Origin of the sequence: Janthinobacterium sp. RA13, from assembly GCF_000745325.1 — a bacterium.
In the GTDB taxonomy this organism is placed as follows: domain Bacteria; phylum Pseudomonadota; class Gammaproteobacteria; order Burkholderiales; family Burkholderiaceae_D; genus Janthinobacterium; species Janthinobacterium rivuli.
In genome coordinates this window covers 901,281-916,232 of record NZ_JQNP01000001.1, presented here as the reverse complement: position 1 = coordinate 916,232, position 14,952 = coordinate 901,281, and the positions used below count along the sequence as shown (strand labels likewise).

Annotated in this window: 14 protein-coding genes and 1 tRNA gene; 7 read left to right on the top strand and 8 right to left on the bottom strand. The window is 61.9% G+C overall.

The annotated features are described in order from the left end of the window. Positions 1-38: 38 nt before the first annotated feature. From tig to FG13_RS03865, 4 genes are all read right to left on the bottom strand, one after another. Positions 39-1,379 carry a trigger factor gene (gene tig, locus FG13_RS03880; protein ID WP_035827113.1) on the bottom strand — a complete coding sequence of 447 codons (1,341 nt, stop codon included), beginning with the start codon at positions 1,377-1,379 and terminating at the stop codon, positions 39-41. A 725-nt stretch (positions 1,380-2,104) separates the two neighbouring features. Further along, positions 2,105-2,187 (bottom strand) — tRNA-Leu (locus FG13_RS03875). A 184-nt stretch (positions 2,188-2,371) separates the two neighbouring features. Further along, on the bottom strand, positions 2,372-5,470 hold the full coding sequence (locus FG13_RS03870) for an efflux RND transporter permease subunit (protein ID WP_035818542.1): 3,099 nt from the start codon (positions 5,468-5,470) through the stop codon (positions 2,372-2,374). Continuing rightward, positions 5,467-6,618: an efflux RND transporter periplasmic adaptor subunit gene (locus FG13_RS03865; RefSeq protein ID WP_081922407.1), complete on the bottom strand. Its 1,152-nt coding sequence runs from the start codon at positions 6,616-6,618 to the stop codon at positions 5,467-5,469. Before FG13_RS03865 ends, FG13_RS03870 begins: the two co-directional genes overlap by 4 nt. A gap of 289 nt (positions 6,619-6,907) precedes the next feature. Here FG13_RS03865 and hpnC point away from each other — a divergent pair, with 289 nt between their 5' ends. The 6 genes from hpnC (at position 6,908) to FG13_RS03835 (ending at position 11,958) form a co-directional block, all read left to right on the top strand. Next, entirely contained in the window at positions 6,908-7,789 is an 882-nt protein-coding gene (gene hpnC / locus FG13_RS03860; protein WP_035818540.1) for a squalene synthase HpnC, read from the top strand. A gap of 46 nt (positions 7,790-7,835) precedes the next feature. Further along, a complete protein-coding gene (hpnD, locus tag FG13_RS03855; protein ID WP_035818538.1) occupies positions 7,836-8,669 on the top strand; it encodes a presqualene diphosphate synthase HpnD in 834 nt (277 codons plus the stop codon). Between the two features lie 7 nt (positions 8,670-8,676). Next, positions 8,677-10,035 carry a hydroxysqualene dehydroxylase HpnE gene (hpnE, locus tag FG13_RS03850; protein ID WP_235211659.1) on the top strand — a complete coding sequence of 453 codons (1,359 nt, stop codon included), beginning with the start codon at positions 8,677-8,679 and terminating at the stop codon, positions 10,033-10,035. A gap of 124 nt (positions 10,036-10,159) precedes the next feature. After that, on the top strand, positions 10,160-10,315 hold the full coding sequence (locus FG13_RS30360; protein ID WP_161784144.1) for a hypothetical protein: 156 nt from the start codon (positions 10,160-10,162) through the stop codon (positions 10,313-10,315). A gap of 28 nt (positions 10,316-10,343) precedes the next feature. Then, on the top strand, positions 10,344-11,141 hold the full coding sequence (locus FG13_RS03840; protein WP_235211658.1) for a DUF1700 domain-containing protein: 798 nt from the start codon (positions 10,344-10,346) through the stop codon (positions 11,139-11,141). Between the two features lie 10 nt (positions 11,142-11,151). Beyond that, positions 11,152-11,958, top strand: a complete 807-nt coding sequence (locus tag FG13_RS03835) for a head GIN domain-containing protein (RefSeq protein ID WP_035818532.1) — start codon at positions 11,152-11,154, stop codon at positions 11,956-11,958. A gap of 22 nt (positions 11,959-11,980) precedes the next feature. On the opposite strand, the gene FG13_RS03830 is transcribed toward FG13_RS03835, so the two are convergent. From FG13_RS03830 to FG13_RS03820, 3 genes are all read right to left on the bottom strand, one after another. Then, positions 11,981-12,514, bottom strand: a complete 534-nt coding sequence (locus tag FG13_RS03830; RefSeq protein ID WP_035818530.1) for a DUF2812 domain-containing protein — start codon at positions 12,512-12,514, stop codon at positions 11,981-11,983. After that, on the bottom strand, positions 12,511-12,849 hold the full coding sequence (locus FG13_RS03825) for a PadR family transcriptional regulator (RefSeq protein ID WP_051958472.1): 339 nt from the start codon (positions 12,847-12,849) through the stop codon (positions 12,511-12,513). Before FG13_RS03825 ends, FG13_RS03830 begins: the two co-directional genes overlap by 4 nt. A gap of 148 nt (positions 12,850-12,997) precedes the next feature. Continuing rightward, positions 12,998-14,242: a TIGR03862 family flavoprotein gene (locus FG13_RS03820; protein ID WP_035818528.1), complete on the bottom strand. Its 1,245-nt coding sequence runs from the start codon at positions 14,240-14,242 to the stop codon at positions 12,998-13,000. 155 nt (positions 14,243-14,397) lie between these two features. On the opposite strand from FG13_RS03820, the gene FG13_RS03815 reads away from it, so the two are divergent. Then, positions 14,398-14,631, top strand: a complete 234-nt coding sequence (locus FG13_RS03815; protein WP_035818526.1) for a hypothetical protein — start codon at positions 14,398-14,400, stop codon at positions 14,629-14,631. A gap of 46 nt (positions 14,632-14,677) precedes the next feature. On the opposite strand, the gene moaD is transcribed toward FG13_RS03815, so the two are convergent. After that, a complete protein-coding gene (moaD, locus tag FG13_RS03810; RefSeq protein WP_035818523.1) occupies positions 14,678-14,944 on the bottom strand; it encodes a molybdopterin converting factor subunit 1 in 267 nt (88 codons plus the stop codon). Positions 14,945-14,952 lie beyond the last annotated feature (8 nt).

Below are 14,952 nucleotides of genomic sequence, written 5' to 3'. Positions count from 1 at the left end.
ACCTTTCGGCCAGAGCAGGCATCCCAATACCAACTGGTTTACGCTTGTGCGTTGCTTCCCATCAGTTCGTCAAAAGCAACTGCTTTCGACGTGACTTTCGACAGGCCCAACACGTAGGTGACGACGTTTTCTTCCAATACAAGGGCTTCGATCTCACCCAGACGACGACGGTCGCTGTAGTAGTACTTCAACACTTCGCGTGGGTCTTCGTAGCTTTGGGCGAAATCTTCGATCTGCGCCTTGACTTGCTCAGGCGTCGCCTGCAGCTTGTTGTCGCCCACCAGTTGCGACAGGATCAGGCCCAGGCGTACGCGACGCTCGGCTTTTTCCGCGAACAGTTCTGCTGGGAAAGGCACGTCCTTGACGTTCATGCCGCGCTGCGCCATGTCCTGGCGGGTCATTTCGGCCAGACGCTCGGAATCCTGAGCGATCAGGGTTTTTGGCACTTCCAGCTCAGCAACTTTGATCAGCGCGTCCATGACGGCTTCCTTGTTGCGGGCTTTTACGCGGCCAGCGACTTCGCGCTGCAGATTGACTTTGATGTCTTCGCGCATTTTGGCCAGGTCGCCATCGGCAACGCCCAAGGACTTGGCGAATTCAGCATCGACTTCCGGCAGGTGCGCCCATTCCAGCTTTTGCAGCGTGATGGTGAACGAAGCGGTTTTGCCGGCGACGTCTTTACCATGGTAGTCCTCTGGGAACGACAATGGGAAAGTCTTGGACTCGCCCACTTTCAGGCCCAGGGTTGCTGCTTCGAATTCTGGCAGCATGCGGCCTTCGCCCAGCACGAAAGCGTAGCCTTCAGCTTTGCCGCCCGGGAATTCAACGCCGTCGATCGAGCCGACGAAGTCAACGGTCACGCGGTCGCCATTGGCAGCGATCGGCTCACCGCCGTCGCCGTGTTCGCCAGCTTCGCCCTTGGTGTGGAAGTGCACGCGCTGCTTGCGCAGGATGTCGATGGTCTTGTCGATTTCGGCTTCCGACACGTCGGCTTGCACGGTTTCGATTTCAACGGCCGTCAGGTCGCCGATGGCAACTTCCGGATACACTTCGAACGTTGCGTCGAAAGCCAGCTGGCCTTCGGCTGCTTCTTCTTTCGGCACGATGTTCGGGAAACCGGCCACGCGCAGATTGTTTTCGTTGGCGGCGTCGTTGAACGCGCGGCCGACTTTGTCATTCAGCACTTCGGATTCAATTTGGTAGCCGTATTGTGCTGCGACCATTTTCAACGGCACTTTGCCCGGACGGAAGCCCGGTGCCTTAGCCGTACGGGCTTGCACTTTCAGGCGCTTCTCAACTTCCGTGCGGACGTCCGTCAGCGGGAAGGAGATCGTGATACGACGTTCGAGTTTGCCCAAGGTTTCGACTGCAGTTGCCATGTAAAAAATCGTCCAAAAAATAAACACTGTTGGTGCGAGAAAAGAAGACCCGACCCCTTGCGCCATCACTGGCGGCAAGACATGGGTCCAGCTTCACTCGCTCGCATATTCATCTGTAAAAGTACTGAAAACAGGACGATGGACCTGGTCTACCCGGCTGAGGGAAAAACCCGCACCAGGCACCAAACAATCCGCCGCTTCCAGTACTGCGACAGGGCTCCGAGCGTCCAGCCTTGCTTCTAAGTAAATGCAGGGCCGGCCATCATTCGGTAAAGCGTGGCATTATAACAAAGGACTTCGGGAAAGTGGCTGGCTTTGCAGCCCGGCCACAGAGGATACCAGCGGCGGCGAACGAGTCGCCACAGCCTGGAGGTGCCCTGCCTTTACTCTTGCCCCGGCATTCTTTGTTTCGCCAGAGACAGGCTTTCCAGCCTGCTTCGTTCATTAGTATATGCGAACTGGCGCCCCGTCCGAAACAAAGAAATGCGCTCACGACGAAGATTTCGGGCAAAAAACCTTTGATTTACCTCAATTTGGCCATTTTTCAGGCAAATCTCCGCCTGAGCCCCGCCCCGCCGCCCGGTCGCTGACGAAAAATAGCGCAAACAAAGACATCCCGCATGACGAAAATACAGGCAAGACAACAGGAAAACGGGAAAGACGCCTGCAAGGAGGCTGAAGAACAACTTGATGGTGCTACACCTCCGGGCTGGAACAACCCGGATTGGTGCGGATGGGGAGACTCGAACTCCCAAGCCGAAGCACTGGCTTCTAAGACCAGCGTGTCTACCAATTCCACCACATCCGCATTTGTACTACTGTGTGCTACTTGCTACAAACTGCTTCCCTGATTTTAACAACTCGGGAGCGATCTGGCTACCGTGGACTTATGAGCAAGCCCGGAGCAAGCGCTCGGTAAAGCAAAGGCGGCATTCTACTGGATTTCCCAGAGGAATGCCGCCTTTTTTATGCCTGCGCCGTAGCGCTGGCTGCTAGCCTTCTTTTGCGCTCACCGGCTCCGGCTTCCTGACCCGGAACCAGGCCGCATACAGGGCCGGCAGGAACAGTAAAGTCAAGGCCGTCGCCAGGATCAGGCCGCCCATGATGGCCACGGCCATCGGCCCCCAGAACACGGAGCGCGACAAGGGGATCATGGCCAGCGCCGCGGCGGCGGCCGTCAGCACGATGGGGCGGCAGCGGCGCACGGCCGAGTCGATGATGGCATCCCACGGGGCCGAGCCGTCCTTGATGTCTTGCTCGATCTGGTCGACGAGGATCACCGAGTTGCGGATGATCATGCCGAACAGCGCGATGATGCCCAGGTTGGCCACGAAACCAAGTGGCCGGCCCAGCGCCAGCAAGGCAAACGCGGCGCCCGCCACGCCCAGCGGTCCCGTCAGGAAAACCAGCAGGGAACGCGAGAAACTGTGCAGCTGCAACATCAGCAGGGTGAAGATGATGAAGATGGCCAACGGCAGGTTGGCCGAGATCGACGCTTCCGCCTCGCCGCTGTCGGCCGCCACGCCTTTCACCACGATGCGGTAGCCGGACGGCAACTTGGCCCGCAATGCGTCCAGCTGCGGCGCCAGTTGCGTCGACACGGTGGCGCCCTGGATGCCGTCGATCACGTCCGACTGCACGGTGATGGCCCATGCGCGCTTGTCGCGCCAGACGACTCCCGGTTCCCACACAAAATGCGCGCGGGCCAGCTGCGAGATCGGCACGGACTTGCCCGTCGCCGTCGGGATATTTGTGTCATTCAACACGGAAATCGTGGCCCGCTCTTCCAGTGGCTGGCGCACCTGAATGTCGATCAGCTTGTTGTCCTCGCGGAACTGGCCGATGACCGTGCCCGACAGGATCGTATTGGCCGCCTGCATCACCGTTTTCGAGGTGACGCCCAGCGCGCGCATCTTGTCCTGGTCCAGGTCCAGGCGCAGCACTTTCACCGATTCATTCCAGTTGTCATTGACGCCCAGGGTGTTCGGATTGGCGCGCATGATGTCCTTGACCTGGTCGGCGATGGCCCGCACACCGGCCACTTCCGGCCCCAAGACGCGGAACTGCACCGGATACGGCACCGGCGGCCCATTCGGCAACAGCTTGACGCGGCCCCGCACTTCCGGGAAATCCTTCTTGAAGACATCGACGATTTGCTGGCGCAAGCGTTCGCGGTCAGCCAGGCTCTTCGGCAAGACCACCACTTGCGACACGTTGGTCTGCGGGAATATCTGGTCCAGCGGCAAGTAGAAACGGGGGCTGCCCGTGCCGACATAGCTGGTCACGCTTTCCACGCCGTCGAGCTTGCCCACAAACGCTTCGAACTTCTTGACCTGCTTTTCATTCGCGGCGAACGTCGTGCCTTCGGGCGACCACAGTTCCACCATCAGTTCGGGACGGCTGGAATCGGGGAAGAATTGCTTTTCGATAAAGTTGAAACCATAGATGCCCAGCGCAAAGATGGCCAGGGTGGCGGCAATGGTGGTCTTGCGCCATTCCACGCACCAGGTGACGGCGCGGCGGAAGCGGCGGAAGTTCGGCGTATCGAACAATTCATGGTCGTTATGCGCGTGCGGTTTGACTTTCAGCAAGATGTAGCCGATGTACGGCGTAAATACCACGGCCACCACCCACGAAATGATCAGGGCCAGTGCATTGACGGAGAACAAGGAAAACGTGTATTCGCCGGCGGCCGACTTGGCCAGGCCGATGGGCAAGAAGCCCGCCACCGTGATCAGGGTGCCCGTCAGCATGGGCATGGCCGTCGACGTGTAGGCAAACGTGGCCGCGTCGAAACGCGACATGCCCTCTTCCATCTTGCGCACCATCATCTCGACGGCAATGATGGCGTCATCGACCAGCAAGCCCAGCGCGATGATCAGGGCGCCCAGGGAAATCTTGTGCAAGTCGATGTCGAGCAGGCGCATGAACAGGAAGGTGACGGCCAGCACCAGGGGAATGGTCAGCGCCACCACCAGGCCCGGCCGCACGTCGATGCGCAGCGGCTTGGTGTGCAAGCCCAGCGCCACGAAGCTGACGGCCAGCACGATCAGGATGGCTTCGATCAGGGTATGCACGAACTCGCCCACGGAGGCGGACACGGCTTCCGGCTGGTTCGACACGCGCTGCAATTCTATGCCGACCGGCAATTCGCTCTTCATGCGCGTGACCGTTGCCTGCAAGGCCTTGCCCATGTCGATGATGTTGCCGCCCTTTTCCATCGACACGCCCAGGCCGATCACTTCCTTGCCGTTGAAACGCATCTTGTCCTTGGGCGGATCGACGAGTTCACGTTTTACGGTGGCAAAATCACCGAGGCGGAAGGTGGTGCCGTTGGCGCGCAGTTCCAGGTTTTCCAGGTCCTTGACGGTCACCATGGCGCCCGTCACGCGCACTTGCAGATTGTCCGTCGGCGTCACCAGCACGCCGGTGGCGTTGATGCTGTTTTGCGCGGACAATTGCTGCACGATGGCGTCAAAAGGAATGCCCAGCTGGGCAAATTTCTTGTGCGAAAAGATGATATTGATCTTTTCATCCTGCACGCCGAACAGTTCCACCTTCGATACCAGCCCCACGGCCAGCAGTTCCTGGCGTACCTTGTCCGCGTAATCCTTCATTTCCGCGTAGGTAAAACCGTCGCCGGACAGGGCGAAGATGGAGCCGTACGTGTCGCCGAACTCATCATTGAAGAACGGACCCACGACGCCAGACGGCAAGGTGCCCTGGATGTCGCCGATCTTCTTGCGCACCTGGTACCAGGCGGCCGCCGTTTCCTTGGGCGGCGCCGATTCGCGCAGCTCCAGCAAAATCAAGGTTTCGCCCGGCTTCGAATAGCTGGTGATTTCGTCGATGTACGGCGTTTCCTGCAGTTTCTTTTCCAGCTTGTCCGTCACCTGCTCGGCCATCTGCAAGGCCGTGGCGCCGGGCCAGTACGCTTGCAGCACCATGGCGCGGAAGGTGAACGGGGGATCTTCATCCTGGCCCAGGCTGGCGTAGCTGAGCATGCCGCCGATCAGCAGCACGGCCATCAGGTAGCGCGTCAGCGGGATGTGTTCGAGCGCCCAGCGCGACAGATTGAAGCCGCCCTTCATTTGATGGCCTCGGCAGCAACGACGGCAGGCTTGCTGGCCAGCTCGGCGCCTAGGATGGTGACTTTCTGGCCCGGCTTGAGCAGGTTGACACCGGCCGTGACCACCGTCTGGCCCGCTTTCACGCCCGAGGTCAGCAGCAACTCATTGCCCGCCACGCCGCCCACCGTCACGGGCACGAGCTTCACGGCGCCGTTTTCCACCACCCACACGGAGCTTTGCGATTTCTCATTGAACAGGGCCGTCAGCGGCACCTTGATCTGCGGCGTGGCCGTTTGCGAGGCGAACTGCACCACGGCCGTCATGCCCAGGCGCACTTGCGGCGCGTCCGGAATGCTGACCTTGGCTGTGTAGGTGCGCGTGGCGGCATCGGCCACGGGCGACACTTCGCGTATCTTGCCCGGCAAGCCCTGCTTCGGATCGGCCCACAGGCGCACGACCACATCCTTGACGCCGCGCAAGGTTTCCACCTTGTCTTCAGGAATGCCGATCACGACTTCCTTCTCGCCGCTCTTCGCCACTTGCACGACGGGCGCGCCGGGCGCCACCACCTGCCCCACTTCAGCCTCGATGCGTGTGACGACGCCATCGACGTCGGCCAGCAAACTGGCATAGCCGGACTGGTTCGCCTGACCACGGTACAGGGCCTGGGCCGCTTCCACATTTGCCTGCGCCGCCTTGTAGGTGGCGTCCTTGCCGTCGAGCACGGCCTGGCTGACGAAGTTCTTCTCGCGCAAATCCTGGTAGCGCTTGAGTTCCGCGCGCGCCAGGTCGCGGCTCGTTTCCGAACTCACCAGCGAAGCCTTGGCTTGCGCCTGCGACAGTTGCAAATCGACGGGATCGAGCTGCATCAGCACTTGCCCCTTCTTCACGCTGGCGCCCACGTCGACCTTGCGCGCGACGATCTTGCCGCCCACGCGAAACCCCAGCTGCGACACGACGCGGGGCACGACCTCGCCCGACAGCTCGGCACTTACGTCAACATTGCTGCTAGACAATACGATGGCGCGCACGGGGCGCACGTCTTCCACTTTGACGGCAGGCTTGGAACAGGCCGCCAGGGTCAGCGCCAGAGCGGCGGCGGCAATCAGCCGCAGGGCAGGAAGTGCGGAAGCGCCGGTCTCGCGGCGCAGGGTTTTCAGGGCAAACAAGGTATTTTCCTTTACTATGCGGGCTGCAATATTTTTATGCGGAGAAACTTTTTGCTTGTCCTTTGGGCCAAGCCAAACTTTTTCGCACGCGATATCCTTAAATTTGTGACAATATCAGCTTGGTCATGGCGGGGACTGCTCTTCGCCTAATGACTTTCTGGTTATTAATTATAATCGTGCGTAAAAGTTTTTAGTGACTTATGCGTCATTAATCTTGAGACGTACAACGCCCGGCCGCAATCCAGCGTTTGTGGGGGCCGGACAAACGCAAGACTAGAGAAGTGTGTTCATGCCTGTAGACCATTACGAAAATTTTCCTGTTGCATCATTTTTACTGCCGCGCCGCCTGGTGCCCGCCGTCGAAGCCATCTATGCCTTCGCCCGCAGCGCCGACGACCTGGCCGATGAAGGCGACGCCAGGCCGGCCGAGCGCCTGGCCGGCCTGCACGCCTATGAAGCGGCGCTGGGCCGCATCGCCCGCCACGAAGGCCATGGGGGCGAAACCGCCGCCATGTTCGAACGCCTGGCCGCCGTCATCGGCAAACACCAACTGCCGCTGCAGCCGTTTTACGATCTGCTGTCGGCCTTCAAGCAGGATGTGGAAACGACGCGCTACGCCAGCTACGACGACGTGCTCGATTACTGCGCCCGTTCCGCCAACCCCGTGGGGCTGCTGATGCTGCACCTGTATGGCGCGGCCGATGAACAGAATGTACGCGATTCCGATGCGATATGTTCAGCTTTGCAACTAATTAATTTCCTGCAAGACGTCGCCATCGACCAGCAAAAAGAGCGCATCTACCTGCCGATGGAAGACCTGACCCGCTTTGCCGTGTCCGCCGCCGCCTTCGAGCGGCCCGAGGCGCACGGCAAGTGGAGCGCCCTGATGCGCTTCGAAGTGGCCCGCACGCGCGCCCTGATGCTGTCCGGCGCGCCGCTGGCCCTGCGCCTGCGCGGGCGCATCGGCTGGGAGCTGCGTCTGGTGGTGCAAGGGGGTTTGCGCATCCTCGAATGCATCGAAGCCGTCAATTACGACGTGTTCCGGCGCCGGCCCAAGCTGGAGAAACGCGACTGGCTGATCATTTTCTGGCGCGCGCTGCGCATGTCGCGCAAAAGCCTGCGTCAAGAGACACAAGTAAAAACGGCTTTTCCCCCGTCGCCCACTCTGTAAGACGATAGAATAGCGGCTTCGATCTGCAACCCTTGCTCTTTTGACTATGTCTCCCGACGAATACTGCCAACAAAAGGCCGCCCAGAGCGGCTCCAGCTTCTACTACAGCTTCCTGTTCCTGCCGGCCGAGCGCCGCAAGGCCATCACGGCCCTGTACGCGTTCTGCCGCGAAGTCGATGACACGGTTGACGAATGCACGGACGAAGCCGTGGCACGCACCAAGCTGGTCTGGTGGCGCAAGGAAGTCAAGGCCATGTACGAGGGCAACCCCACGCATCCCGTGATGCGCGCGCTGCAGCCGCACCTGGACATCTATAAACTGGAAGAAAAGCATTTGCAGGCCATCATCGACGGCATGGAAATGGACTTGAACCAGACCCGCTACCTCGACTACCAGGCCATGAGCCGCTATTGCTGGCACGTGGCCAGCGTGGTGGGCATCTTGTCGGCCAGCATCTTCGGCGCGACCCGCCCGGAAACCCTGCTGTACGCGGAAAAACTGGGCCATGCCTTCCAGCTGACCAACATCATCCGCGACGTGGGCGAAGATGCGCGCAAGGGGCGCATCTATTTGCCGATCAGCGAATTGCAGCAATTCAATGTGACGGCGGCCGACCTGCTGAACGCGCGCCACAGCGAAAACTTTGAAAACCTCATGCGTTTCCAGGTGGCGCGCGCGCAAAAGGCCTACGACGAAGCGTTCGCGCTCTTGCCAGCCGAGGACCGCCGCGCCCAGCGCCCGGGCCTGATCATGGCCGCCATCTACCGCACCGTGCTCAACGAAGTCGAGCGCGACGGCTACCACGTGCTGAAACAGCGGATCTCGCTCACGCCGATCCGCAAACTGTGGCTGGCCTGGAAGACCTGGGTTCGTGGCTAAGAGTCGCGTGAAGCAACGCTACGCCGTCATCGGCGCCGGCTGGGCTGGCTGCGCGGCGGCCATGGAACTGGCGCGCGCCGGTCACGCGGTGAGCGTATTCGAGGCGGCGCGCACCTTGGGCGGGCGCGCGCGCCGCGTCGAAAGAGAAAATACGGTGCTCGACAACGGCCAGCACATCCTGCTGGGCGCGTACACGGAAACCTTGCGCCTGATCAAGCTGGCGGGGCAAGACCCTGCCGAGCTGATCCTCACGCTGCCGCTGCAGATGCGCTATCCGGCGAACTCCGGCGGCATGGATTTTCTCGCGCCGCGCCTGCCCGCGCCGCTGCACCTGGCCTGGGCCCTGCTGCGCGCCAAGGGATTAGTGCGCGCCGACAAGCTGGCCCTGATGCGCTTTTCCACCGCCATGCGGACGATGGGCTGGCAGCTGTACAACGATTGCACGGTCAGCGAATTGTTGCAGCGCTTCGACCAGACGGACCGCCTGAACCGGCTGATGTGGCACCCGCTGTGCCTGGCCGCGCTGAATACGCCGCCCGAACGCGCCTCGGCCCGCGTCTTCCTCAACGTGCTGCGCGACAGCCTGGGCGCAAGCCGCCGCCGCGCCTCCGACATGCTGATCCCGAAAGCGGACCTCTCTACCCTGTTACCCGACGCGGCCGCCCGCTATGTGGCACGGCATGGCGGTACAGTGCGCACGGGAGCCAAGGTCGATGCATTGCAAGCGCTACCCGATGGCCGCTGGCGACTCGATGATGGCGAGCATTATGATGGCGTCATCGTGGCCACCTCGTCCGTACAGGCGGCCAGCCTGCTGCAAGGCTTGCAGGACGCACGCCTCGACGAGGCTATTGGGCGCATGCAAGCTTTCACGCCGGAAGCCATCAGCACCTGCTATCTGCAATACGACGCCTCGCTGCGCCTGGACTTGCCGTTCTACGCCCTCGTCGATACGCCGGGGCAACAGCACTGGGGCCAGTTCGTCTTTGACCGGGGCCAGCTCGACGCCAGCCAGGCGGGCTTGCTGGCCGTCGTCATCAGCGCCTCGGGCAATGCCGCCGAGCAAGGCCATGGCCCGCTGGCGCACGCGATCGCGGCGCAGCTGGCGCAGGTGCTGCAACGCCCGGAACTGGCGCAGCCCGCGTGGACCCAGCTGATCACGGAAAAGCGCGCCACCTTTGCCTGCACGCCGGAGCTTGCCCGCCCCGGCAACGCCAGCGGCATGCCGGGCTTGCTGCTGGCCGGCGACTACACGGCCAATGAAGACCGGACGCAGGATTATCCGGCCACCATCGAGGCGGCCGTGCGCAGCGGCGTGGCGGCGGCCAGGATGATGAACTCGGGCAAGGCGGCAAAACAGCCTTGACGGTGCATCCTCCCCTGGTGTCGCTCGGCCCCGCGAAATTGCATTCTGTCGCACCGCACTGGTGCGCTCGCGTACGCTTGGGTACAGTCTGATCATCGACAACGGCCATGCCACGGGGAATACCATGCACACCACCTTGCACTTGAAAAATAGCTTGAAAGCCCTGGCGCTGCTGGCTGGCGTGGTGCTGGCCACCTTGATCGTCATTCAGGTACAGCAAGCGCCACAAACGCCATTGCTGCTGAGCCAGGCAAGCATGCTGCTGCCGGCCGTGGGCTGAAGCGGCGAAGCGGAATGACAGGAAGAATATGATGAACAAGCAAGATTATCTCGACGCACTGCGGCGCGCGCTGGCAGGCTTGCCACCGGACCTGGTGGCCAAGACCCTCGACTATTACGAACAGACCTTCATCGAAGGCGCCGCGGCCGGCCGCAGCGAGCACGAAATCGCCGAAGACCTGGGCGACCCGAAAAAAATCGCCCTCACCTTGCGCAGCAGCACGCACCGCCAGGCCTTCGAGCAAAAGAAAACCCCCGTCAACCTGCTGCGCCTGCTCGTCTCGCTCGTGGGCCTGGCCATCTTCAACCTGTTCATGGTCGTGCCGGCCGCCGTCTACGCGGCCCTGCTGGCCACCCTGTACGCCGTCAGCCTGAGCTTTTACCTGGCCGGCATCGCCATCACGGCCAGCGGCTTGTCCGGCGCCAACGAACTGGTGCTCGATGGTCCGCTGCGCCACGTCTTCATCCATGACGATGACGGCGGCGAAGGCGGCGAACGGCGCGAAACGCGCATCACCATCGGCGACAAGGGCATCGAAGTCGATCACCTGCCCGGCCCCTTGCAGCCAGAACCGGCCGAGTCCGAGGCCAAGACGCCGGGCGCCTCGTCGCGCGTGATGGAGCGGGCTGAAGCGCTGGCCGGCGGCGGCATCCGCATCTCCACCGACATGGACCGCGATGCGCGCACCACGCAAACCGTCTTTGGCGTGGGCATGCTACTCGGCGGCATCGCCATCTTCCTGCTCAGTCTGGTTGTCACGCGCTATACCTTGATCGGCATCAAGCGCTACGTCGCCATGAATGTCTCCCTGCTCAAAGGTCACTAGAAAGGCTGCCATGAAACGCTTGCTCAAAGTTGGCCTGTCCATGCTCTTGCTGGCCATGGTCCTGATCGCCATGTCGTATGCGGCGCTGCGCGCCAAGGGAATCAGCAATCCCAGCAGCGCCGCCGGCCGTGCCGTGCGCAGCGAAACGCGCCCGGTTGCCGCCAATATCACCAGCATCGACCTGGCCGGCCCCATCGACCTGGTGCTGCGCCGCGGCGCCACGCCCTCGCTGAAGGTGAGCGGCGAGCAGCGCTTGCTGTCGAACGTCGACACGACGGCCGATGGCACCACCCTGCATATCGGCCCGAAAGGCATGCTGTTCCACCATCGCCAGCCTTTGCAGGTGGAACTGGTGCTGCCGGCCCTCGTGCGCGTGGAAGTGCACGGCAATGGCGACAGCAAGATCACGGGATTTTCGGGCGACAGTTTTATTCTGGAACTGACGGGTTCGGGCGACGTCAGTTTTACCGGACGCTACAAGCAGGTTGCCGCCACCGTCAACGGCAGTGGCGACCTCGACATCAATGCGGGCAACAGCGACAGCGTGGTGCTGGAAATGGTGGGCTCCGGGCGCATCGCCGCCAGCGGCAACACGAAATTCCTGCGCGCCGACCTGAGCGGTTCAGGCGACATCGATGCCGAGCACCTGGCGGCCGACAAGGCCAGCGTCAGCCTGCAAGGCTCCGGCACGAGCACCGTCTTCGTGCGCGACGCCAGCAACCTGACCCTGCGCGGCAGCGGCGACATCCACGTCCACGGCAACCCGCGCCAGCGCGAGACGCAAAAGAGTGGCTCAGGCGAGATTACCTGGCATTAACCGGCCACCACACAATGGCCTGCTACTGCGCCCTGCCCTGGCGCAACTGTCGCATACGCTGCACGAGTTTGACAATGGCGTAGGCGAGCATCAGCAGGCCAGCGCCAGTGACCGCGCTCGCCCGGGGCTCCGCCAACAAGACATGGCGTGATGCTGGCGCAACGACCACCAGAAAGAATGGCAATCCGCTTACCAGCAAGAGGACCAGGCTGCGCTGGTATTTCCGCACCTTCGATGGTACATCCGTGAAAATTTCGGGAATTTTTCCATCCACCACAGGTTTGCGCCAGCAACGCCATCCCCCCACATCCACCACGCGTTCCCAGCCTCCATCGACAAATAATTGCGTATAGACAGGATCCGCCTTTACGCCCGGAAAGTCCCAGCGATATGCCATGTCCGCCGGTGCGCCGCGCTCGAACGTCATGCGAATGCCAAGCGGATCGCTGGCATGCAAGTGCAATCCCTGGCGCGCCTGCTCTTGCAGCCAGCGCTCATGCATCCCGTCTTGCCACACCCACCACCATTTGAATTTCTTGACCAGTTGCTTGCTCATGCCGCATTCCCCTGTAGAAGTGACAATGTTCTTTTCCCTGTGGCTGCCATGATGTCCAGGCGCCGCACCTGCTCGCTCAGCACTGCACGCCCCAGTTCTGTCATGCCATAAATCTTGCGCCGCTCCTCTTCCCTGAGCTTGACGATCAAGCCCTGCTTTTCCAAGGTAGCAAAAGCACCATACAAGGTGCCGGGACCAATGCTGACACTGCCTTCGCTGAGCATGTCCACCTTTTGCATGATGGCATAGCCATGCAGGGGTTCATGCAGGCAAGCGAGCACATAAAACGTGGCCTCGGAAAGCGGCAGGTAGTGCGAAAAGTTGATAGCGTCCATGCTGCCCTCCATATCGTGTTTCGCTATACCGGCAGTCGATATAGCGAAACACGATACTAGCGCAGGGCATTGTTTATTGTCAACAAAATTATCGGGAGAGAGGACAGCGCATGCGCCCACGGCAGCGCGCGGGCGCACGGTGATGGGATCAGGCGGACCGCGCCTCAAGCCAGCTGACCGCCTGCTCGCCAGCCGCCTTGCCTTGCGCCAGGCAGGCCGTCAGCAGGTAGCCGCCCGTCGGCGCCTCCCAGTCCAGCATTTCCCCCGCCAGGAACACGCCCGGCATGGCGCGCAGCATGCTGCCGTCGATGCCGTCGAATTCCACGCCGCCGGCGCTGCTGATGGCTTCATCGATGGGGCGCGGACGCACGAGCGTGACGGGCAGCAGCTTGATGGCGTCCGCCAGTTTGGCTTCATCGGCAAAGTCGGCCGCACTCAGGCATTCGCGCAGCAAGCCCGATTTCACACCCTTGATGCCCAAACGGCTATTCAGGTGGCTGGACATGGAACGGGAACCGCGCGGGCGCGTCACTTCTTCGAACACGCGTTCATGCGTGTGGTCGGGCGCCAGGTCGAGCCAGATGGTAGTGCTGCCCTCGGCGGCGATCTGCTCGCGCAGCGCGGCCGATAAGGCATAAATCAGGCTGCCTTCCACGCCGCCCGCCGTGATGACGAACTGGCCCTGGCGCTTGATCATGCAGTCATGGATGTTGCGCGCCGAGATGGCCACCGTGGTCAGCGGTTCGCCCGCATGACGGCTGCTGAAATGCTCGCTCCAGTCCACGTCGAAGCCGCAATTGGCCGGCACCAAAGGCGTCACGGCCACGCCCTGCTCTTGCAGCAGCGGCACCCAGGCGCCATCGGAACCGAGTCGCGCCCAGCTGCCGCCACCGAGCGCCAGGATCACGGCGTCGAAGGCGCGCAGGCGTTCGCCGTCCGGCGTGGCGAATACCAGCTGGCCGTCGCGCCAGCCCGTCCAGCGGTGGCGCATGTGAAATTGCACGCCCGCTTCGCGCAGGCGGTGCAGCCAGGCGCGCAGCAGCGGCGCCGCTTTCATATCCGTCGGGAAGACACGGTTCGAGGAACCGACGAAGGTATCCACGCCCAGGCCGTGTACCCAGTCGCGCACTTTTTGCGGGCCGAACTGGTCCAGCGCCGGCTTGATCCAGCGTGCCGGCCTGCCGTAGCGCGAGATGAAGGAACAGTAGTCTTCCGCATGGGTGATATTCATGCCGCCGCGCCCCGCCAGCAGGAATTTGCGGCCGACGGACGGCATGGCGTCGAACAGTTCCACCCTGGCGCCCTGGCTGGACGCTTCCTGGGCGGCCATCAGGCCGGCAGGGCCGCCGCCGATGACGGCGATGTGAAAGGGAGGAAGGCTGGAATGGGTCATGGCAAGCTGGAAAGACGGTGAAAACCCCGGCATTTTAGTCGAGATAAGGCGCGGGGATGGCAAGAATGCCGAAAAATGATGCATACTGCGCGCAGATGCCGCAGCGATCAGCGGCTGGACTTCACGAGACAACGAGACGACAAGAGGAGAAACACATGGGCGCAGGATTCTGGATTTCCCGCTATTTGCTGGCCAGTTCGATCTTATTCATCATCCTGACGGTGGTCGAGTACAGCAAGGGCACCACCAGCCAGGCCGACATCCTCAGCGCGCTGGCCTGGTCGCTGGTGGCGTCGGCCATCTTCATCGGCTCGAAATACTGGCGCTACAAGAAAGCCGTCGCCTGCGCCACGTGCAGCGGTGATAAACCAAAAGCCAAATCGTCATGAAAAAACGGCCACTTCGATGAAGTGGCCGTCTCACTGGCAAGCGCGATCAACCGCCCGTCACGGGCGGGAAGAACGCCACCTCGTCGCCTTCGCCGATCACGGTATCGGCATCGCACATCACCTGATTGTGGGCCATGCGCAGGGCGCGGCCCTGCGCCAGCGCATATTCCCAGTTGCCGCCGCGGGCGATCAGCAAGGTTCTCACCTCGCCCACCGTCAGCCGTGACGCGGCGCCCGCGTCCACTTCCAGCACTTCCTGGCCAGTGCCCACCAGCTCGCGCACGCTGGCAAAAAATCGCAGATTGATCTTCATCGATACTT

What these genes read in the sequence shown, in the direction of transcription:
- FG13_RS03825 (WP_051958472.1), bottom strand. Translation starts at nt 12,849, where the DNA reads ATGGACGCTATCAACTTTTCGCACTACCTGCCGCTTTCCGAGGCCACG.
- tig (WP_035827113.1), bottom strand. Translation starts at nt 1,379, where the DNA reads ATGGCAACTGCAGTCGAAACCTTGGGCAAACTCGAACGTCGTATCACG.
- FG13_RS03830 (WP_035818530.1), bottom strand. Translation starts at nt 12,514, where the DNA reads ATGAGCAAGCAACTGGTCAAGAAATTCAAATGGTGGTGGGTGTGGCAA.
- FG13_RS03820 (WP_035818528.1), bottom strand. Translation starts at nt 14,242, where the DNA reads ATGACCCATTCCAGCCTTCCTCCCTTTCACATCGCCGTCATCGGCGGC.
- hpnC (WP_035818540.1), top strand. Translation starts at nt 6,908, where the DNA reads ATGCCTGTAGACCATTACGAAAATTTTCCTGTTGCATCATTTTTACTG.
- FG13_RS30360 (WP_161784144.1), top strand. Translation starts at nt 10,160, where the DNA reads ATGCACACCACCTTGCACTTGAAAAATAGCTTGAAAGCCCTGGCGCTG.
- FG13_RS03870 (WP_035818542.1), bottom strand. Translation starts at nt 5,470, where the DNA reads ATGAAGGGCGGCTTCAATCTGTCGCGCTGGGCGCTCGAACACATCCCG.
- FG13_RS03840 (WP_235211658.1), top strand. Translation starts at nt 10,344, where the DNA reads ATGATGAACAAGCAAGATTATCTCGACGCACTGCGGCGCGCGCTGGCA.
- moaD (WP_035818523.1), bottom strand. Translation starts at nt 14,944, where the DNA reads ATGAAGATCAATCTGCGATTTTTTGCCAGCGTGCGCGAGCTGGTGGGC.
- hpnD (WP_035818538.1), top strand. Translation starts at nt 7,836, where the DNA reads ATGTCTCCCGACGAATACTGCCAACAAAAGGCCGCCCAGAGCGGCTCC.
- FG13_RS03835 (WP_035818532.1), top strand. Translation starts at nt 11,152, where the DNA reads ATGAAACGCTTGCTCAAAGTTGGCCTGTCCATGCTCTTGCTGGCCATG.
- FG13_RS03815 (WP_035818526.1), top strand. Translation starts at nt 14,398, where the DNA reads ATGGGCGCAGGATTCTGGATTTCCCGCTATTTGCTGGCCAGTTCGATC.